18 protein-coding genes and 1 pseudogene are annotated in these 21047 nt (G+C 46.9%); 9 read left to right on the top strand and 10 right to left on the bottom strand.

The window, feature by feature from the left end:
• Nucleotides 1–628: 628 nt before the first annotated feature.
• From QZ938_RS05400 to QZ938_RS05425, 6 genes are all read right to left on the bottom strand, one after another.
• Nucleotides 629–1120: a CRR6 family NdhI maturation factor gene (locus QZ938_RS05400; protein ID WP_293157685.1), complete on the bottom strand. Its 492-nt coding sequence runs from the start codon at nucleotides 1118–1120 to the stop codon at nucleotides 629–631.
• Nucleotides 1121–1416: 296 nt separating this feature from the next.
• Complete coding sequence (locus tag QZ938_RS05405) at nucleotides 1417–3351, bottom strand: DUF3685 domain-containing protein (protein WP_293347528.1); 1935 nt, start codon at nucleotides 3349–3351, stop codon at nucleotides 1417–1419.
• A 53-nt stretch (nucleotides 3352–3404) separates the two neighbouring features.
• Nucleotides 3405–5645, bottom strand: a complete 2241-nt coding sequence (locus QZ938_RS05410; RefSeq protein ID WP_293347525.1) for a hypothetical protein — start codon at nucleotides 5643–5645, stop codon at nucleotides 3405–3407.
• Nucleotides 5646–6298: 653 nt separating this feature from the next.
• Nucleotides 6299–6763 (bottom strand): Fur family transcriptional regulator, encoded by a 465-nt coding sequence (locus QZ938_RS05415; RefSeq protein ID WP_293157694.1) that lies wholly within the window; start codon nucleotides 6761–6763, stop codon nucleotides 6299–6301.
• 234 nt (nucleotides 6764–6997) lie between these two features.
• Nucleotides 6998–7969: an Hpt domain-containing protein gene (locus QZ938_RS05420; RefSeq protein ID WP_293336007.1), complete on the bottom strand. Its 972-nt coding sequence runs from the start codon at nucleotides 7967–7969 to the stop codon at nucleotides 6998–7000.
• 182 nt (nucleotides 7970–8151) lie between these two features.
• Complete coding sequence (locus QZ938_RS05425; RefSeq protein ID WP_293157697.1) at nucleotides 8152–8406, bottom strand: hypothetical protein; 255 nt, start codon at nucleotides 8404–8406, stop codon at nucleotides 8152–8154.
• Between the two features lie 345 nt (nucleotides 8407–8751).
• On the opposite strand from QZ938_RS05425, the gene QZ938_RS05430 reads away from it, so the two are divergent.
• A complete protein-coding gene (locus tag QZ938_RS05430; RefSeq protein ID WP_293347522.1) occupies nucleotides 8752–9435 on the top strand; it encodes a DUF1345 domain-containing protein in 684 nt (227 codons plus the stop codon).
• Nucleotides 9436–9521: 86 nt separating this feature from the next.
• On the opposite strand, the gene QZ938_RS05435 is transcribed toward QZ938_RS05430, so the two are convergent.
• On the bottom strand, nucleotides 9522–11108 hold the full coding sequence (locus tag QZ938_RS05435; protein WP_293347519.1) for a DUF262 domain-containing protein: 1587 nt from the start codon (nucleotides 11106–11108) through the stop codon (nucleotides 9522–9524).
• Nucleotides 11109–11169: 61 nt separating this feature from the next.
• Between QZ938_RS05435 and QZ938_RS05440 the strand changes: the two genes are divergently transcribed.
• The 6 genes and pseudogenes from QZ938_RS05440 (at nucleotide 11170) to iscB (ending at nucleotide 15470) form a co-directional block, all read left to right on the top strand.
• Nucleotides 11170–11313: a hypothetical protein gene (locus QZ938_RS05440; RefSeq protein WP_293347516.1), complete on the top strand. Its 144-nt coding sequence runs from the start codon at nucleotides 11170–11172 to the stop codon at nucleotides 11311–11313.
• A 269-nt stretch (nucleotides 11314–11582) separates the two neighbouring features.
• Nucleotides 11583–11843, top strand: coding sequence for a sulfiredoxin (locus QZ938_RS05445; RefSeq protein ID WP_293347513.1), 261 nt, complete (start codon nucleotides 11583–11585; stop codon nucleotides 11841–11843).
• A gap of 111 nt (nucleotides 11844–11954) precedes the next feature.
• Entirely contained in the window at nucleotides 11955–12503 is a 549-nt protein-coding gene (gene dps, locus QZ938_RS05450; RefSeq protein ID WP_293347510.1) for a DNA starvation/stationary phase protection protein Dps, read from the top strand.
• 215 nt (nucleotides 12504–12718) lie between these two features.
• Entirely contained in the window at nucleotides 12719–13375 is a 657-nt protein-coding gene (locus QZ938_RS05455) for a helix-turn-helix domain-containing protein (RefSeq protein WP_293347507.1), read from the top strand.
• 231 nt (nucleotides 13376–13606) lie between these two features.
• On the top strand, nucleotides 13607–13933 hold the full coding sequence (locus QZ938_RS05460; RefSeq protein WP_293148351.1) for an STAS domain-containing protein: 327 nt from the start codon (nucleotides 13607–13609) through the stop codon (nucleotides 13931–13933).
• Between the two features lie 247 nt (nucleotides 13934–14180).
• A pseudogene (gene iscB, locus QZ938_RS05465) lies at nucleotides 14181–15470 on the top strand (RNA-guided endonuclease IscB).
• A gap of 134 nt (nucleotides 15471–15604) precedes the next feature.
• Here the strand turns inward: iscB and QZ938_RS05470 are convergent.
• A complete protein-coding gene (locus QZ938_RS05470) occupies nucleotides 15605–16741 on the bottom strand; it encodes a SpoIIE family protein phosphatase (protein WP_293148344.1) in 1137 nt (378 codons plus the stop codon).
• Nucleotides 16742–17032: 291 nt separating this feature from the next.
• On the opposite strand from QZ938_RS05470, the gene QZ938_RS05475 reads away from it, so the two are divergent.
• A complete protein-coding gene (locus QZ938_RS05475; RefSeq protein WP_293148342.1) occupies nucleotides 17033–17164 on the top strand; it encodes a hypothetical protein in 132 nt (43 codons plus the stop codon).
• A gap of 111 nt (nucleotides 17165–17275) precedes the next feature.
• On the top strand, nucleotides 17276–17785 hold the full coding sequence (locus QZ938_RS05480; protein WP_293148340.1) for an anti-sigma regulatory factor: 510 nt from the start codon (nucleotides 17276–17278) through the stop codon (nucleotides 17783–17785).
• 15 nt (nucleotides 17786–17800) lie between these two features.
• Here the strand turns inward: QZ938_RS05480 and QZ938_RS05485 are convergent, their stop codons facing one another.
• Together QZ938_RS05485 and QZ938_RS05490 are read right to left on the bottom strand one after the other, a co-directional pair.
• Entirely contained in the window at nucleotides 17801–18574 is a 774-nt protein-coding gene (locus QZ938_RS05485) for a DUF1350 family protein (RefSeq protein WP_293148338.1), read from the bottom strand.
• A 536-nt stretch (nucleotides 18575–19110) separates the two neighbouring features.
• Nucleotides 19111–20142: a glycosyltransferase gene (locus tag QZ938_RS05490; protein WP_293148336.1), complete on the bottom strand. Its 1032-nt coding sequence runs from the start codon at nucleotides 20140–20142 to the stop codon at nucleotides 19111–19113.
• Nucleotides 20143–21047: the final 905 nt, after the last annotated feature.

Below are 21047 nucleotides of genomic sequence, written 5' to 3' on the forward strand. Positions count from 1 at the left end.
TGGACGAAGAAGGTATTCGGAGATGGAAAATTATCAAATAAAATCTTTAACCCACGGAGGTGGGTTTGGTTTGTGTAGACGCGGTTTCAACCGCCGGGTTTCTCTCAATCAAACGGAATCTAGAAACCCCGGCGATTGGAAATCGCGGCTACACAAACGATGTCCACCTCCGTGGACGAAGAAGGTATTCGGAGATGGAAAATTATCAAATAAAATCTTTAACCCACGGAGGTGGGTTTGGTTTGTGTAGACGCGGTTTCAACCGCCGGGTTTCTCTACACAAACGATGTCCACCTCCATGGACGAAGAAGGTATTCGGAGATGGAAAATTATCAAATAAAATCTTTAACCCACGGAGGTGGGTTTGGTTTGTGTAGACGCGGTTTCAACCGCCGGGTTTCTCTCAATCAAACGGAATCTAGAAACCCCGGCGATTGGAAATCGCGGCTACACAAACGATGTCCACCTCCGTGGACGAAGAAGGTATTCGGAGATGGAAAATTATCAAATAAAATCTTTAACCCACGGAGGTGGGTTTGGTTTGTGTAGACGCGGTTTCAACCGCCGGGTAACTGAAATACGAGGTGATTGGAACCAGTTTCAACTAACCGCCGATTCATCCAGGAAATCACAAACCCGAATAAGGCACGATGACATCAAAAAAAGCATCATCCAAATCGTAACCAAACATCTGCGACATTGCCATCAACTTCGATTTACTAGGAATTCCCTGCTGGTTCAACCAATCAGTCAACACAAAAATTTTGCTCATCAAAAACATTTCCAAAGCTTCAGGATTGTACTGAATGCCTTGGGTGCGGTGGAATTGGTGCGGCACTAACATCGCGGCATACCGGGCCAATTCTCCGGCTTTCCAATCCAGCAAAAATGGCAGCCAAGGATAACAAGCATCCAACCGAATAAACCACAGCCGCACTTCGGGAAGTTCCGATATTTCTCGCGGATCTAATTCTTCGCGCGGATACTCTATTTCAAATTGTACCTGTTGTTCGTTTTGGGCGATCGCTCCTTCGGCCAGCCACTGTTCAATAACAGTCCGCACCGGAGACAAATCTAAACTGTTTATGCGATCGGCATCAATCGCTATCATAATACTCATAAAAAGTCAACCTTATAGCATTAAGTAAGTCATTATTTATAGTACCACCAATTAGCTCGCTCCCGGTAAATCAACCGCAATAAAAAGGTTGGTAGTGAGGACTTTAGTCCTTCTGATTGCGGACTGAAGTCCTCACTACGAACAGGTTGGTTGGTAGTGAGGACTTTAGTCCTTCTGATTGCGGACTGAAGTCCTCACTACGAACAGGTTGGTTGGTAGTGAGGACTTTAGTCCTTCTGATTGCGGACTGAAGTCCTCACTACGAACATTGTAATCGTTAATTTTTTCGCAGAATATCAGCCATTTTTTCCAAATTTGGTATCCTGTAAAGAATTACCAATACCCTGGATAATTCCCCGCCCGATCAAACCAATTCCCCGCCCTATAACTTGAGTCAAAACGTAAACAACAGCAGTACCCAACAGCGAAATAACAGCGCGAACTCTAGGTGCGATCGCATCCCGAGTTTCTAGCACCAAAGTTAAAGCCAACTGCCACCCAGAAAGCTGTGCTAACTCCAGATTTCTTGGAGCATAAATAGAAATTCTCTTAATTCCAGAATCAGCCAAAACAAACAGCCAAAACCTGCTTTCAAAAATAGCTTTCGGTTCTACAAAATAGCTATCCCAGCGATATCTCCACGATAAATCATTCCGAAACCGCTCAATTTCTCGTGTTGAAATTAACTTGCCATCGTAAAAAGTTTGCTTGATTTCCTCAATATCTGCAAAATTATTGAGCAGAGGCTGCACGACTCCGCTAGCAACTTGAATTACCAAATTTTCCAACAAAGCTTCAGCTCGCTGCATCGCTTGCGGGCTGCCAGCAACACAAGAAAGATTGTCAATGGTGAGCGGAATTTCAAATAGCAAATGTGCAAATAAATCAACTGTCATCGGAATTTTGTCAAGAATTTCTGTGGCAACTGCTGTTTGATCTGCCAGCAGCACCGGCACCACTTCTATGCCACTGCCTCCCCATAAATTAGTAGCGACTTCGCCTTGACTTTCTGGCAGTAGTTTCAAGATTGTTTGATTGCTGTCAACAACCAAATTTTCTCCCGTTTGCAGCGTATAGTATCTGCCAAAAAAATCTACGATTGTCGCTTCCCACAAATCCCGCAAAATAGCAGGCATTTTTTCTGAAAATTGAGTTTGCTGCACTTGCCCCAAGCGCAATTCCTCCAGCAACTCCCGTAACTTCCGCAGGATGGAACTCATCAATTCGCGCTGTTTTGTCGATCGCAAAATATCGATTTCCAAAGGCACGCCAGTCAAATTCACCAAACCCACCTGCAATTTAGTAGCCACCGAGTCAAACAAGCTGCCTTGCCAATTATTTGCCAGCACCAAAGATTGACCCGAACCTCGGGAATTCGTGACTTGCAACTGAGAATTATCCCACAAACTCTCTGGTCTTCCTTCTCCCGTCTTTTTTCTCCCCTCGGGCTCTTCCTTCTCCCCTCTTCGTTCTTCCGACTTCCCTGGGGCTTCCAATAACTGACTGACAATCCAACGAGCAGCCAGCAATTCTCGGCGGCGCCCGCTGACTACAATCCCATCTAAAATAGTGGCTAAGTCTGTCGAATCTGCCACTTTGATCTGTTCCAAATCAGCTTTGACAATTGCCAAAGCTGCATCTATTTCTCGCAATCCAGACACACAAAAATAAGCCAGAATTTTTTTGTGTACGGGCGTATCAATTGTCAGACTCTCAGCATTTTCTTCTGGATTGGCTGCGGAATTTTCTATTGTTTTAACCGTCGCTGAATTTAGCTCTATTTGAGAGTTCGCTGGCGTATCTGTCGGCCAATAAGTGCCGCCAGATGCTACCACGCGAATAGCTTCTATTGTCTCGGAAATATCTCTATCTTTAGGACAATAGCCCTTCGCGCCCGCAGCTTGTAACTGCCCTAACTGCTCCGGTGCGAGCGGCCCACCTAGGAGCAACAGCGGTAGGTTGGGGTACAAATTTTTGAACTCGCCACAAACTGCCAGAGTCTGTATTAGACCCGATCGCAAACTTAACCTCTCAACAGCCAAAATTACCAAATCAACGGGCTTCTTGGCCCAGAGAGAGGCGGTCGATCGAGCTTCCAGAACCTCCAACGCCTCGGTTCCCGTGACCACATCTGCGACAATTTCCAAATCAGGATACTGCTCGCAGGCGACTTTCAGCCCCAGTCGGAAAATGGGGTCGGGGTCGATCGACAGCAGTTGCAAATTACTCACTCGATTTTACATTTTTGATGTGAGATGTTAGACGCGCCTCCACAAAAACCGAATTACTCGGGGATCAAATTAGCATCAGGAGGTCCAGCCGGCTGAGGAATCGAAGGCGGCGGTTCCGGAGCCGGAGCCGGAGCAGGTTCCGGAGCCGGGGCTTGTTGTCTGGCGGGCGGATAGTAAGGTTCCGGCTCCCTCGCGGGCGGGTAGTAAGGTTCCGGCTCCCTCGCGGGCGGATAGTAAGGTTCCGGAGCCGGAGCCGGAGCCTCTTGTCTGGCAGGCGGATAGTAAGGTTCCGGAGCCGGAGCCGGAGCTTCTTCTCTGGCGGGCGGATAGTAAGGCTCCGGAGCCGGGGCGTACTCTTCCTGTCGCGGAGCCGGGGCGTACTCTTCCTGTCGCGGAGCCGGCGCGTACTCTTCCTGTCGCGGAGCCGGCGCGTACTCGCGAGCGGGCTCCGGCGGCGGCGCAGTGTTGGCTCTGAGTTCGGCGCTCCAGCGCCCGATCGCACCTGCGGCCTCAGAGTGCAGCGCCCTACCGTAACCGACTTGGGAAGCCATATTAATCGCCGCCGACAGACTACCTTGAGATGCTAATTCCGCAGCTCGATCGAGAATCGGACGATCTTGAGCAACTTGCAGTTCGCTCACCCACTGATAGACATTATCCTGAGCTTTAGCGTAAAGAGTCCTACCGCTTTTAATTTCCGAAGCTTTGTCAATAGCCGCGCTCAGTTTTCCTTGCTTGGCCAGGGCGATCGCCTCATCTAAAAAAGGCTGATCTTGAATAACTTCTATGCGTTTCGTCCACTGAGCCAGGAGAGTTTGCGCCTCTACTCTGCGGGGACGGTTTTGAGAGATTAGAAGTACCTGAGCAATGCCCCCCTTAAGTCCTTCAACCGTTCCCGCTGCTGTCAACTGCTTCGCCAGGTTCACAAAAGCTTGGTCTTCAATCCGCTGAATTTCGCGGCGCCAAGTAGCCACCAAAGTTTGAGCGTGAACCCGCCGCGGCTGACGCGGCCCGATGGTTTGCGCTTGCTCGATCGCCATCTGAAGCGCCCCGATTTGACCGAAACTGGCGATCGAGCTTGCCACTTGCAGCCGCAGCAAATCTTGAAACTGCACCTGTAAACTTTCAACTTGCACTTGAGCCTGCTTGTACAGGGGTCGGCCCGGAGCAATTTGGCTAGCAGCTCCCTGCCCTTCCAGCAAAGTAAAAATATGTTGTGCCAGTGGCGTCGATACCGACTGGTTCCACATCACCGCCTGAGCCCTACCCAACTGCATCAAATCTTGAGCTTCCGCAAAAAGCGGGGAATCTTGGGGCACCACAGAAGCAGCCTCGATCGCCCCTGGGAGGTCTTTCCCCTTCAACCGCTTAGTCGCCATTGCCAGCAAAGTCCGGCTCCAGCCCTCAATTTCCTTTTCTGCTTTACCGCGGGCAAAAAGCTGCGGGTCTATTTTGCGAGCCAGGACGATCGCCTCAGCGAACTTTTGGGGAGTTCCCTCCTGCGCCAAATTTCTAGCCTCTTGCAAGCGCTGCCAGCCGTTTCTTTCCAGAGAAATTTGCTGGATCAGCTCGTTGTAGCGCTTCTGACTCCAGAAAATATTTTCCAGCTTAAACAGAGCTTGAGCGTAATCCCATGCCTTCCTCAAATCCTCACTTTTCAAAGCTGCTAGCGCTGTATCGTAGAGTTTTTGCCCCTCCTGCCAATTTTTTTCCCAAGCAGTCACAGCATCCTGTACCTCTGGGTAAGACGGACTGGTTTTCGGAATTTTCGCCACAATCGCCAGAGCGCCCTTCAAATCGCCCAGCTCAATTTTTGCCCTGGCAAATGCGAGCATGGCTTTCGACCATTCCCCGATCAAATGTTGGCCCTGCGAGTATAGTGGGTGTTCTTTCGGCCAAGCCTGCACCAGTCCTATTGCCGCTTCTAGCTGTTCTAGCTTGCCCGATTTAGCAGCTTGCTGAGCGCAGTAAAGTCGCTCTCCGTCCGCCGCCAATGGCGACAGTTGCTGGCAATTCGGTGGCGGAGGCATCGTCAGCAGCCACAGAAATGCAGCGGCACCCGTTACTCCAAATCCCACCAGGAGACTCAGCCAGATCAGTTGCCACTGCCAAAAAGTTCTTTTCCCCTCCCTCGGCGACGCCGTGAGGGAGGAACTCGCATCGCCTGTCGCCTCTGCACTCAACTGTGCCGTCGGTTTGGGGGATGGGTTGTATTTGGGTGGTGTGTGGAATTGGTCAGATTGTCGTCTCGCCATTACTTCAGCCTGTCCTGTAATGCGCTCTCTGCGTGACACTCCCACATCAAATCATCGATTGCGATGTGGGCTTCAGACTCCTGTTAAGGAGATCTAGAATTTCCTTCAAGGTACTTGCAATTTTTCCCTTTACGGCGTTTTGTAGTGAGGTTCGTGTCTAGCCCCACTGCTTGCTTCCAAGTATTTTAGGCTCAAGAAGCACGTAAATCATACCAGGTATCCAACAATTATTCACTGCTTCCGGTGCTGTTTAGCTGAAAAAACAGTAGAAAGCCCTGTCAGTCTAGCGATTTTCGATTTTCTTTTCTTCGATTGTCGATTTGACTCCACAGATAAATTTGGCAGGGTTCTGAAAATGTTGCTACACAAAATTTCGATCGATTCGGGCCAACTAAAAAATCAAGCGCGTATTAAACCCGGATTTTGTTTCAGCTTTTACGTGTAGCGGGTAGAACTATTTTTTTGCTTAATGCTAAATTTTATTTCTCGATCGGCACGTTGGGCGATCGAGTTTCACTCTTAAGGTACGTTGTTGGGCTTTAGCCCTCTTTACACATATCTATAAAGAGGGCTAAAGCCCAACAACGTACCTCGGCCCGATCGAGCAACTATCAATACTTGGAATCATTTTATACCTTGAACAGCCACAGCAAAAATATCCCTTTTGCTTCTAACAGTGGCTGCCTCATCATTTACGAAGCTTTTGGCGTATCGCTAGCAGTTGATGCTGCCGTAGCTGACTCTGCCGATCTATATCCGTAGAAATCTATCCGGTAGTCTACAATTTTGACACCTGTTTGCAGTTGGATTTGTTCAATCAAGTCGATCGGCAATTCCACATGAACGTCGAGAATCTGAGCCGTATCCAGACAATTGACATGAGAGTGAGAGTCGCTGACATTCCCGTACAAGCGTCCTTCCGAGCGTTCGATGCACTCAATAATCCCTTCTCTCGACAAAGCTTCCAGATTTTGATAAACAGAAGTATGACCGATCCCCTTTGCTTGTTGGTTCAGGCGATCGTAAATTTCGCGAGCCGAGAGGTGTTCTTTTGCATCCCACAAAAGCTCTAGAATAAATCGACGCTGGCGGCTCAAGCGCATTCCCATCGCCTGACAGCGGTTTAAAGCATCTTCTAATGAACGAATTGGTTTCACAGCTACCGCCTTCTAAAGCCTGCTCGATTTTTTATACTGGTACAATACATTGCACGCCGATCTATATATAGCTTAATTCTAACGCAGGGTTTCCCAAGACTAGAAGCTAGAGGGCAAAAATCTCCAAGATAGCGAATTCTCGATCGTTGCCGGATTAGCCCGCTGCCAGCACGCCTCATAAAATTCTCCTTCTCAAAAATATTGCCTTAACTCTATCTTCCGGTGCAACAACTCCTAGGAAGAGGATTTAATGGCGTGAACCAGTAACTTGGCAATTTCTGAGAGTTGCTTTTTGTTGAAGGTTTTGAGCAAAAGCTTGACTACCGCCTTCGGTTCGGCGGGAAGTGCTACTTCCTTCGACGCGGCTGCTGGGGCTGCGGTCGCGCTTACCTCTGCTGGTTTTGGGGCTGCTACCAAAAGTAGCAAATTTTTACTCGGAGCGATCGTCTTGACTTTCCCAGTTTGCACCAAATCTCCCGCATCCTTGAGCTCTTTGATAATCAGCGGAGCTAAGACTTTATAAGAGTTTTTGGGATTAACAATCGCCCCTCTAGCAGTTTTAACTAAATTTTGCCAAGGCTCAAATTTAGCTCCCAACTTATAGAGTCGAGCGCACACAGCCGCCAACTCCTGACGGCTAGCAGCAGATTCTTTCTGCTTGAACACCTGCAACATCTCTTTCAGTAAAACCATCACTTGAACAGCAAAATTCGCCGGCGCGGCGCCCGCTGTTGGAGCCGCAACGGGTGCACGAGTTCCAGCAGTAACAACCGCCACAACTTTGCCCGCCGCCAAGTTGTTGAGATGAGTTTCCAGTTGAGCAAAAACTGGCATCACCTGCTGGACGAGTTTTTCTCCCTCTTCATTCCTCAAGCCAAAAGGCCCTTCCAGTCGCGCCAGCAAGTCTTTAAGCGTATCAACTCCCTTTAAAAATAGAGATTCTGCCGTTTGGTCAACCTGCTTGACTGGCCCATCCTTGAGTACCTTAAAACAATCTTCCAAGCGGTGAGCGGTTGTTTTAATACTATCCAAGCTGAGCATAGCCGCCCCTCCTTTCACAGAGTGGGCGGCTCGAAACATCTCCTGGACCATTTCGGGGTCTTTCATTGTGGACTTCAAATCCACCAAACCATTTTCTAGAGTATCGAGGTGCTCCTTAGCCTCCTCTATAAACAAACGCATTATTCGATCTTGCTGATCTGACACGACAGTCCTCCTAACAATCTCAGCCCCCTCCAGAAAGCACCCTCTTCGCGGGAGGAAACGCGACTCCCGCCCAGAGTCGGAAGCTCCCATGCAAAATATTCTAGCCTGCCTCAGCTTGCAGGCTGACAATACTCTTGTCGGCGCGGTTTTAGCTCTCTTTCCTGGTGGGCTGGAGGTTGAGGCTAGAGTTCTGAGGGAGTGTCTGGAGCGATTTCAATGCCCATTCCTTGTTTGATCCTCTGCTGATCCGTAATCAAGTCGTTCAATTCCTTGACTTCGACGCCGATGTTTTGGCAAGCTTCTTTGAGTTCCCGCTCGAAGGTGTTGAGGTCGCTTCCGTAGCCGCAAAGCTCGGCGGCTGTGGTGATTCCTTGTTGGGCGTTGGCTTTGGCGCAGTCGATCAATTCAAGACCTTTGAGGGGTTGGGAGGATGCCATAATATCAAACCACTATTTATCTTTTGTCCCACTGTACCTAGAAAGTTGAGGTCGATCGATCTATCGAAAGGCATGAAAAATCCTGCCCGTGCTGCGTGTTAGTAATTCATCGCTATTTTCGGGAATTTCCTGCCAACATGGCAGTAGTTACGATTTTCTAACCCTTACAGCACATAACTTACCAGAAATAATTAGTTGAAAGCCGATCGCGAGTGAGGGAGAAATAAAAATCAGACTATTCATTACTCCAATCCTCTTCCTTCTAGGTAGAGGTCGCTCTCAAACTGTCAACTGTCAACTGTCAACTGTCAACTGTTGAAAGTGCCTAACTTACACAAGATCACTGTGAAAAATGTTTCCCAATCTAAAATGCACTGGGTGTGGAGCGTCCGGCACCGCCTGTTTGTGTCTGTTCTGTTTGCTATGGCAGTTGCTGTTTTCCTGCCACCTGACTATCTCCCCCTGACTCGGATGCTGTGCATTTGGAATGCGGGCGCGGTCAATTTCCTGATTTTGACTTGGATGCTGATGCTGCAAGGCACTCCCGAAATGATGCGCCACCACGCTCAGCAGTTGGATGCTGGCCGCTTAACAATCTTAAGCTCGATCGTGGGAGCAGCTTTTGCTAGCTTTTTAGCTATCTTCTTCCTGCTGCGCGATACCAAAGGCTTGTCCCCCAATTTGCTATTTCTGCACTTGGGACTTTCTGTCCTGACAATAGTTGGATCTTGGATGCAGGTGCACACTATCTTCACGATGCACTATGCCCACAGCTACTACGGAAACCGCAGCAAGCAGGAGGGCAGTTACTTGCAGGCGGGGGGTTTGGATTTTCCCGGCGACGAGGAACCAGACTACAAAGATTTTTTATATTTCTCCTTTGGGATTGGCATGACTTGCCAAGTTGCAGACGTGCAGACTACTTCTCGTTCCACGAGGTATCTCGTGCTTTTTCACAGCGTGCTATCGTTCTTTTTTAACACCGCTATTCTGGCTATGAGTGTCAATATTATTGCGGGATTGAGTTGATAGGATTTAGTAGCAGATGCTGCGATTTTTTGTTAATGGGCGATCGGATTTTAATTTTGGGTTCTGGTTAAATCTAGAGCTTGGTTCTACACATCTTGCATCAACTGTTTTGCAAAAGTAGCTAACAGTTCTGCACGCTTATTCACAAAACCCTCAAAATCATCATTGCAAAATTCCTGTGGGCAAAAAGCATTAGTTAAAATTTCTTTCAACACATCATCATTGGGCATGAGAGTGATATACTCAGACGGTTTTTTTCGCCCTATTTTTTTGTTTTCTGAAGTGTTCAAAAAACAAAAGTTGGCAAGACAATTAATTTTTTCGTCAGAAGTACCCTCCTCTTTCAAGTAAGCTCTGGGATAAATATGATGAAACTCTGCTCTGTTGTACTTTTGCAAAACTTTATCTAAATCAATTAATGAACCGGATAAGAAAGTCTTTGGATTATTGTTTGCTAACATCAATATAAATGTCTTAGTCTTTGCACCACCTAACGTAAAAGAATTATCTTTGAAGAAATCCTGACTTAGTTCGTGAGAAATATCTCCAAAAGTACTCTCCTCACCATTTTTAAGCTTTTGTATTTCTTCTATATCAGTTATGGCAGTTATTTTAGGCCTACTACCATATCGGTTGGTAAAGCAAGATCGCCAAAACCACTTTTTTAATCTGGCATAAATGTTTGAGTCATAGGACACTTCCTTGCCATCAAGTTCTGCGAAGAAGGTACATAGAGGAATGATCAACGCAGAGGATGGTAAGTTCTTAAGGGACATAACCTTCAACTGCTTTCTTAGAAAGTCGATAGCACCCAAAATCCCATTCCTGACCTTGGGAAATGCTGCTCTGATTTGTTGACCATTCAATTCTAAGAGAGTATCTGGAGTAGGATCTTTCATTAATATAGCCGCCGCACATCTCAATATCAAATCAGCATCCTCACCGACTTCAGAAAATCCGAAGTCTTCAAGTTCTTCTTTCAATTCTTTGAAACTCTCTAATAAATCGAAATCTTCATTCCAAGTCCAGGCTGCAAGGAGTTGAAGAGTATCAAGTTCCATTCCTAGTCTATTAACGCGCTCAAATACGATTGCAACAATTGCTCTATCATCCGTCTTTAAAATTTGAGCAGGAATAGATACTTCTTTAAATCTTTCTTGAATTTTATCTAAACGTATAATTTGCTCATTAGTAAATTTGCTAGATGCAGCTCTATATCTAACAGAGTCAAATAAAACGCTCAGAGGAAAGTGTTTAGATGAATCAACATCGAGCTCCGAAAGAGCCAAAAACTGACTGTCTTGTACATCCTCTTGCGCTCCCAAATCGAAATATATTCCAAGCCATGCACTATCGAAAGTTGGCTGTAGTTCGGTCTGAAAAACCGCAAATATTGATGTCAGCCTTTGCTGACCGTCTAAGACATAATCAATTGGGTAATCTTCTGTGGGTTGTGGAAGTTCAAATTGACCAAGCTTTCTCTCTACAGAAAGCTTGTATTTAGTTCGCCAAAAAAGTAATGAGCCAAAAGGATAATTTTTGTAGATACTGTCCATTAGATATGCAACTCTAGCCATATCCCAGACAAAACCTCGCTGGAAAGCAGGAATCCGAACAATGCCACTACTTACAGCATCCAGCAACTGCCTGATAGAATAGGATTGATAATGCATATTTAAGCCTTACTCTCGGTAAATGTTTACGTACCACTATATCATCAAGCAATAATCCTGATTGAATTTTCCTTTCTACGAAGCCACGATCAGCCTTTTAGTAATGGCAGAAGCAACTGTAAATACGCGGTCTAACAACCCGATCGGCGGACGGGCCAGAGGTATTGGTGGTATTGCAAATGCTGCCTGCCGCCACTTATCTTAGTGGTTAAGTGGCTTAATCTCTCGGTGAGAGCAGCATTTAAATACTATTTATCAGCATTCGAGATCGGGCTACCGTAATCTGATCTGTAAGAGAGTGCTTTGGGCTTTTGGGGGAGCGATCGGCTTCAACGCTTGTTACTGATTTCTACGATCGCTTCTGGTTGACGATCCTTCTAGTCCAAACCTTATTTTTGCCTAATTCCTGATTTTGCTTGCCAAGTCGAAGTCATTACGAGTATGATTTAACGAGAAGCAAAAAAGATACCCGCCATGAGGATAGAAGAAATTCCCCTCAACCAGATTCGCCGCCCCCTGCCGCGAGTCAACGATCGAACTAAAGTAGCCGCCCTCATGGAATCCATCCGCGAGGTAGGTTTAAACGAACCCATCGACGTGCTAGAAGTAGATGGCCAGTATTACGGATTTTCTGGCTGCCACCGGTATGAAGCTTGCCAGCGTCTCGGTTTAGAAACTATCCCGTGCAAAATCCGCCGAGCTCCCCGTGCTGTGTTGCAGATGCACCTAGCCTGACCAATTCACGAGAAGCAAATATTCGATCGCCCAAAACTGTCAAAACTGCCAAAACTGTCAAAACAGTCTCAGAAATTCGATCGACAATCACTACCCACAACCTAAAAACCTATGACTACCAACAACCACAAACAACACCTTTACCCGACGCGCATCGATATGTCAGTCGCCACCCGCTCGAACATAGTCGGGCTGCTCAACGCCACGCTAGCAACCACTCTGGACTTAAAAACTCAAGTCAAGCAAGCTCACTGGAACGTCAAAGGCATGGATTTCTACCAGTTGCACTTGCTGTTTGACGAAATGGCGGGAGAACTCGAAGAATACGTTGACACGGTTGCCGAACGAGTCACTGCTTTGGGCGGTTTAGCTGTCGGAACAGCCCGCACAGCCGCCGCAGATTCGATCCTGCCAGAATTTCCTTTCGACATTCTAGATGGTAAGGAATACGTCACTGCTTTAGCCGATCGCTACGCACCCTACGGCCAACATCTACGAGTTGCGATCGACAAAGCATCGGAACTTGGCGACGCCGATACAGCCGACTTGTACACCGAAATCTCCCGCGCAATTGACAAACGTTTGTGGTTCCTAGAAGCGCATTTGCAAGGTTCTGCGACAACTGCAACAGCCGTCGCCCAGAAAGTTGCCGTCAAATAGCCACTTCTGTTGTGGGGTGGGCCCCAGAGCCCGCCACAGGCTTTCTGGCCTGTGCCACTTCTGTTGTGGGGTGGGCATCTTGCCCGCCCCAAAGATACCTGTGCCACTTTTTTTCTGCGGCGTTGCTCCTCACCCGCCCCAAAGATGTATTTCCTTAAAGCTCCCAACAGTTTACGATCGAGAATATGTCCATTTATTGATTTGGATGAATTTTCGTGGCAGCTAATATTCCAGATTATGCTCCTCAACTGCAACGGCTGATGCAACAGGCCGGGATTTCGAGCGATCGAGAACTCAGCCAAAAAGCAGGAGTTCCCGAAATTCAGGTCATCCGCCTGCGTCGCGGCTTAGCTTTGAAAACCCGAGCCGACATCCTGCTCAAAATCAGTCAAGCTTTGCAAATTTCCTTAACTGAACTGCTCGCAACCTTGGCGCCAGACTTTGTAGAGTTAGAAAAAGCACCACCCACAGCCCTAGAAAAGGCACCACCCACAGCCTTAGAACAAGAATATCAGCGCCTCCAAGTTGCGATCGCACAGCAGCGAGAATCTTTGATGCAGGAATTCCAGCTTGCTAGCGTGCAAATTTTGGAATCTTGGATGTTGCAATGGCCGACTGCTGCGAGCAAAGCTCAGGAAAATCATAACTTGCGGGCCCAGAAACTGCTGCCGTTGCTGCGCCCCGTCGAGCAGTTATTGCAGCATTGGGGCATAGAGTCGATCGCCCCAGTCGGAGCCGAAATTCCCTACGATCCGCAACAGCACCAACTATTAGAAGGCACGGCACAGCCCGGAGAAACCGTCAAAGTTCGCTACACCGGATACAGACAAGGCGACAAACTGCTCTATCGTGCCAAAGTTAGCTTAGTTTGATGCCATTCTGCATTCAGCAGAACAAAAATTTTCCCCATCTCACAATTCGCTCGCGGTGGTACAGCGCTGCGAGTCCCATCAGCGTTCCCATCCGCAAAGAGCGCCATCTCTTGCACTCAACAATATTCTCCCGTTCTCTGATTTTCCCTTTCTCTTATTTGGATCCGAGTCCATCTCGCAGCTATACTTAGCCTAGTCTGGCTAGAAATTCTGACATTCCCATCGCAAAATATGAGTCCTGTAGTTAAAATTATTCAGCCCTCTGGCATTTTAGACGGCACCAAAGCAAGTCAATTCCGCCAAGAGATTAGCGACCTAGTGGAAGCGGGAGCCGATGTGGTATTGATAGACTTCCAAGATGTGACTTTTATGGATAGTTCTGGTTTGGGCGCTTTAGTATTGGCGCTCAAAACAGTCCGGGCCGCTGGGAGTCAATTAGTCGTCTGTTCTATCAACGAGCAAATCCGCATTTTATTTGAACTCACCAGCATGGATCGAGTTTTCGAGATCTTTCCTACCCGGGATGCTTTTAATAGCAAAATTCTCTCCACTAACTAACTCTTGTCAAGAACTCACCGTCAACCCGTTCCGGGTATGACGGGAGCTTATAAGAAGCTCTAACTTGACCAGACTCAGTTCGGAAGAACTACGTTATTGGGTTCATGAAACCTACAGATACGTGCCAGTTTGTAGCTCTTTCGTACAGCTTTAAACAGGTGTAATGAGTTAAGCCAGTGAGCTGTACCTAACAAGACTGAATAACATTGTCGAGGCAAACTTAACCAGTAATGAGAGGCTCAAAGTAATGCGAGTTTTTGTACTAGATCGAAACCTAAAACCTCTCGACCCCTGCCATCAAGCGCGGGCGAGAGAACTGTTAAACAAAGGGAGGGCTCAAGTATTTAAACGTTGCCCTTTCACCATCGTGCTACCAGACAGAACCCTTGAAGAATCAACAACTCACCCGCACCGCATCAAAATAGACCCCGGCAGCAAAACGACTGGTTTTGCTGTCGTTCAAGAGCCAACAGGGCGCGTTACAAATGCTCTTGAAATAACTCACAGAGGGCAGCAGATTAAAGACTCCATCGAGTCTCGCAGGTCTTTAAGAAGGGGTCGCCGCAACCGCAAAACTCGTTACCGCAAACCTCGTTGCTTAAACCGAACCCGCAAACATGGCTGGCTGCCACCGTCTCTTGAAAGTCGAATTGCTAACATTGAAACCTGGGTGAAGCGCATCAGAAAAATCTGCCCAATTACCGCAATTTCCCAAGAGCTAGTTTGATTTGACCTACAACAAATGCAAAACCCCGAAATTAGTGGGATCGAGTACCAACGGGGTGAGCTATTTGGGTTTGAGGTTAAAGAGTATTTGCTCCAAAAGTGGAACAGGAAATGTGCTTACTGTGGCGTTGAGAATGTCCCATTTGAAATTGAGCATATCCTGGCTCGAAGTAAAGGAGGCTCTAACAGAGTCAGTAACCTTTGTCTTAGCTGTCATTCCTGTAACCAAGCCAAGGGCAACAAATCTATCGAAGAGTTCCTGAAGAAAAAACCATTACTTCTCAAGCGGGTTTTAGCTCAAGCTTCATCACCACTTAAAGATGCGGCTGCTGTTAATACTACTCGTTGGGAACTTTATAGAAGGCTTCAATCTACAGACTTGCCTGTAGAAATAGGTTCTGGTGGTCGGACAAAGTTTAATCGTCAAACCAGAGGGATTGAGAAGCAGCACTGGACAGATGCCACTTGTGTAGGGGATTCTACTCCAGAACAGCTATTAATTCGGGGAATCAAACCTCTCAAGGTAACTGCAAAAGGACACGGAACTAGACAGAGATGCCGACCCGATAAATACGGTTTTCCTGCACGTCATGCACCAAAAGCTAAATTTTATATGGGGTTTACCACTGGGGACATTGTTAAAGCCGATATTCCCTCTGGTAAATATGCAGGAAAATACACGGGACGAATTGCTATCAGGTTTAGACCAAGTTTTATGTTGCTGTTGCCTGACAGACGATTTGATGTTCATCCCAAGTATTTGACGACCGTTCACTCTTCTGATGGCTATGAGTACAATTTTTCAACATAATGTTGCTTCGCTTTTATTTCCTAGTAGCAATTCCCCACCCGTTAACCCTACGGGTATAACGGGCGACCCCTTGCCAAATTGAGTTGGCTGCTGCCTTCTTGCCATTTGGTTGCAAATGCGATCCAAGATGTCAGCTAGCCAAAGTTGATCTTCAGCAAAGACCAATCATCATCAAAAACTGCTTTAGCGTTCAACTTTTGAATGTAGTTCAAAACGAGTTCTAACTGGTCGGCAGTTGCACCGTTGTAAGATGCTAGCAAGTCGATGAAAGGGTCTAGCCCCCAGATATTGCCGTCAGGTTGGTGAATCTCGTATACCCCGTCGCTAAAGATGTAGAGAGTGCTTAAATCCTCGACATCGCAGCAATTATCGACATAGGGGGCGTCGGGGAACATCCCAACTGGCATTCCGGGGGTTTTTAATTGCTTGATTTTAGCAGTGCTCGCAGGGGACTGGGAAATCAACACGGCCGGGGGATGGCCGGCGCTGGCGTAAGTTAGCTGGCGAGTAATGCGGTTGTAAACGCCGTACCAGATGGTGAAATATTTGTCATTTTGGTAGCTCATCTGGAAGGTGGTATTGAGGGCCCGCAAAACATCGCTCGGTTTGTAGTAGTCAATGTTGGGCAGTGCACGCGATCGCAGCAAATTCAGCACCGCCACAGAAGGCAGTGCCGCCCGCAAACCGTGACCGGCTACGTCGAGCAAGTAAATCGCCAAATAATCGGCATCCAGCCAGTTGTAGTCGAAGCAATCTCCGCCTAACTGCCGGGACGGAATGAATTTTGCCTCGATGCTGACAGGTTCCGTCATCGGATCGGGTAGCAGCGATTGCACGTACTCCGCTGCTTCGGCTAACTCTGCTTCCAGGCTTTGCTTGGCAATTTTCAAATCTCGGCTGAGTTGGTGCAGCCGCAATCCTGCGCGTACTCTCGCCTGCAATTCGTTGAGTTCGATCGGCTTGGAGATAAAATCGTCGGCACCGGCGTCAAGCCCTTTGACTCGATCGGCGATCGAACCCAAAGAAGTCAACAAAAAGAATTGTGTAGTTGACAGTTCCGGATCTGCCTTAACTCGACGGCAAACATCAATGCCCGTCAAACGCGGCATGATCCAATCGCAAATTATCAGCGCCGGACGCAATTTTTGCGCCTGGGCCACGCCGTCTTCGCCATTGCTTGCTACTGTCACTTCGTAACCCTGTTTTTTCAGGGTTCTTCTCAGCAGTTCTTGAACAGCCGTATCATCGTCAATAACCAGAATTTGAAACATGGCACTCGGGTACTACAAGTCTTTCAAAGGTCTGGGGGTCATTTAAAATGTATCCTGTGAGGGCGATTGTCTGAGATTGAGTATAGTCTAATAACATCGCTTTTCAGGTAAATGCTTTTGCCGGCCAGCCATCGAGTTCAATTTACCTTTAAATTTGATGCAAATTTTGGTTGGGTCGAACTTCACCCAGTTTATACTCAGAACATAAACTTTGATGGACTTTTTTGGGCAGCAGGCGCGAATTGACATCGGGGCGCGACTTCTGGTATCGTAAACAGCTAATTACTCGATTTGACATTTATTTTCTTAGCAGCACAAGCTAGTACGATCGAACTCCCATTCAATTTTGCTTGGTTTTACACGGTCAGCAGCCGATCGAGCAAGTGGAAAATGACGCTGCGGTTGAATAACTGGGATGGGTGATGTTGGCGCTAGCAGTTGCCCGCATTTTGGCAAAAAAAGTTAACAACGTAAAGTACAGGCAGTATAATATTTGCCTCTATTTTAAGGAACGATCATTATTAGTGGCAGAGCGTGATTGAATTAAAAGGTTCCCAAAAGTTGCAAGTCCTAAAGAAAGCGGATCTTCAAGTCAATACTGGCCAGAGTGCTTTAGAGCCAGTTTTGTCCTGGTTTGCAAAATTGTACGAGCAGCGAATTCCTACAAGTGTGTGGATACGCTGTCAGTTGGCTTTGGCTGAGGGCTTTACAAATGCGGTGCGTCACGCCCACGAGGGCAAACGGCCGGATTTGCCGGTGGAGATTAACGTGGTGGTGTCTGCTGAATCTGTAGAGATTCAAATTTGGGATTCGGGCCCTCCCTTTGATTTAGAGCAAAAAATTCAAGATATGTCGAAAACGATCGATCCTGAAGCTTCGGGCGGGCGGGGCCTCAAGTTGATGAAAGACATCGCAGACAGTCTCAGTTATACGAGAACGGCTGAGGGTCGTAACTGTCTGTCGATCGTCAAAAACTATACTCCTATCCCCGAGACGGACGACGAAGATGATATTTTGCAGTTGCCGGACGAACTTTTGGGTTGATCGGCTCATCGGCTTTTAAACGCGCGACAGAGGGTTTAGCCACAGCAGAATTGTCCGTTTTAATTGATTTAATTCTCGATACACTTCTTGTTTTACCCATTGGCCAAGAGCGTCGAAGGGTGTAAAAATTTGACCGACAGGCCAGCTAACATCTTGACCCAAGGGCGTTTGATGGTTGCCGGCCAGTGTCTGAACTGTAATCATGTCGGAAAATCTTTGTTTTAGCAGACCATTTAACAGCAGGGTTTGGTCGATGTTGTCGCTGTTAAATTTGACTAAAAGATTGCGCCGGATTTGATAGCTATCTTGCACGAGGCGGTTGGTGTCTTCCGGGGAAGGGGTAAACTCTACGTTAAAGACGGGGGAAATTTGCTCGACGATCGGGATTGCTTCGGATGCTGCATAATTGTTGAAAGAGATCAGAATATTGCCGGCTCTTTCTATGTCAAACACCGAGCCGATCAGCAAGTGCAGTTTGCATCCCATGCTGTGCCCCATGCCGTAGACAGGCAGATAGGAAGATTTGAGCAATTTCTTGGCGCGCAACCTATCGAGGGCATTTTCAAACTTGTTGAGGACATCCCGGGCGATCGCAATATGATCCAAAGTATTGACAAAAGGCGTTGCTACTACCACATATCCTTGATTCCCCAAAGCCTCTAACAGCCACCGATAGGTGAGTTGCGGTGCTGTCGCTACAAATGCGCCGCCGAGAAAATGTACGATCGCGATCGGTTTTGAGTTTGAGGGAATTAATACCCAGTTGCCAGAAATTTCTTGCCAGTCCATAAATTTAGTCTAGTTCAAAGTAAAAAGGCGATCGTTCTCTGAAGGTATCAGTTCAACAGTTGACAGTTGACAGTTGACCTGGGACAGTTTAAAAGCGACCTCTACCTAAAAGTCAGAGGATTGAAGTAATGAATAGTCTGATTTTAATTTCTCCCTCAAAGCCAGGGGCTTTCAACCAATTCTTTCTGGTAAAAAGGTAGAAAGCATGATTTTTGTTACTTTTTTGCTTTTACTTTTTGCCTAACCAATAGGTTTCCTACCCATTTTTTGATTCAAAAAACTTGGCTTTTTACTTACACCTTATCTATTTTAATTGTTTTGGCAGCAAATAGCACGGCGGACACAGGCTGCTATTTCCGGCTCGCTTGGGTTGAGGCTGGCGGCTGAATATAACACTATAGGCGATGGTTAACGCTTTGTTGCGATCGCGCGACGCCAGAGCGATCGAGCGTATCTATTTTTCAGAGGCTTTTATCTCCAAGACGGTTCAGATCGAACCGTCTTGGATTAAAACCTGCATACAAATACAAGAGCCTTTAGGAAAAACCGCTGACTTCCGACGATCGCTGGGGATTAAATTCTGCTGCATGACGGGTGCTTTCTGTCGTTTGACGGCTCAACTTCTCGTGAGATTTCATCCATTTCCACTTGTTCAGAGTAGCTTGAGGATTGAGGGCTGTCGTAGCGATGCCATAAATCAGAGTCAGTACAATCTCCCGATTCAACCAACTTTGTCCCACCTTTCTCATGTAGTGCAGTGCCAAAACTTCTCGGAATTTGTTGAGCCTTGGCAAAAGGGGCAAATTGTTAAAGCACAACTGTTCGTACTCGTTGAGCGATAACTCTTTTTCTCCCCGCAAGCGCCGCAGTTGGTTTTCCTTGACACATTCAGAAGCTATGCGCTTTTTCAGCCAGTGCTTGTCTGTGAGAGAGTTTCCTCTAATTCGATAATTTCCCAAAGGTGCTGTCGCGGCTAGCAAGCCGTGCTTTTGAGCAATTTTGGTAAATAACTCTGTATCTTCTCCTACCTCCCAATCTTCTGCAAAGCCACCTTCTTTGAGCAAAATGAAGCGATCGACTACCACAGAAGACGGGAAAACCCAAGGACTTTCGCCTGTCTGCTTAATCGCCTGCATTTCTGCTTTAGTTGTAGGATAGGTAGGAACGTAACTCAACTTGTTGCCATGCTTGTCTAAATACCGCAAAGCGTGAGCAACTGCTTTGACTTCGGGATTGTCTGCGAGCATCTTCAAACAAACTTCTAGCTTGTTGGGTTCCCAGGTATCGTCACTGTCTAGAAACGCTACATACTTGCCGGTTGCCCGCTTGATCATTAAATTTCTTGACTTGGAAACCCCATAATTGTGGGGATTTCTATAGAACTTAATTCTCGAATCTTGCTTGGCCAGCCTAGCACCAACTTTGCTAGTATTGTCCGTCGAGCAGTCATCAACAATTAAAATTTCTAGATGCTTGTGGCTGCCATTAACTACGGAGGCAACGGCCTCGGCCAGGGTTTCGGCTGCATTGAATGCAGGAATGATTACACTGACTTTTGGGCTGTTCATAACTTGAATTAGTTGTGGTTTGGTAGTTGTTCGCCGAAGTATAGTCTTCGCCACATATGATCCCTGAAATTAGAATACGAAGCAAGTAAGGATTTTCCGCTGAAACTGAAAATTGCTGGCTGTGAAACGCACTGACTGGGATCTAGTGCGATGAAAGCTCGATCGCATTTGAGCGGTTAAGTTGCAAACCATAATTTCCCGATCGCTTTGATGATTCCAGCTTCAACCCCCTGGTGTGTATGCCAGCAAGGGGAAAAATAGGATGCTGTTTCCGAGCGTTGATCTATCTACATAGAATCAACAGTGCTTTCCGCAAAAGATTATACAGCTTTATTAAGTTTTATTACAGAAAATTAAGCAAATTAACTTCCTATATCAAACTCCTTGCCTTGGGGGAAAGAAGAGAAACAGAGTTGGGTAGGGAATAGTGGGAAAATTTGGGTTTTAGTCGTGTTTTCCGCTACTTACTTGCTTGGGCTCTTGATTAATACAGTTGTACTGCGCTTATTTACCTATAGCCAATATAACAGGCTGGAAGCCTGAGTGGGATCAGCCTAGCGGGGGGAAAACCCTCAATATGGGTATCGCAGCCGATTTGACAGCTAATTTTTTTGGCGAATTCCCCTCTGTTCAATCCTTTGAGGGCTTTTGTCAGGGCGATCGCATTTTAGAGGGCCTATGCAAAGAACCAATTTTTATTATTAACAAATCGACTGGTACATAATCTCTGCACCAGTCGATTTGTCAATAAACAGGCGGGAATTACCTACTATAGAAGTCGAATCTCTAGCTGAGTCCAGTTAACTGTTCACCTACTGCGAGAAAGTGGCAGAGTTCGGTAGGCTATATGTAGCAGGCCAATAGCTATAGCCTTTATCAAATATAACTGCTTAAACGTATAGGGT

It is taken from the genome of Microcoleus sp. CAWBG27, assembly GCF_020883145.1.
In the GTDB taxonomy this organism is placed as follows: Bacteria; Cyanobacteriota; Cyanobacteriia; order Cyanobacteriales; family Microcoleaceae; genus Microcoleus.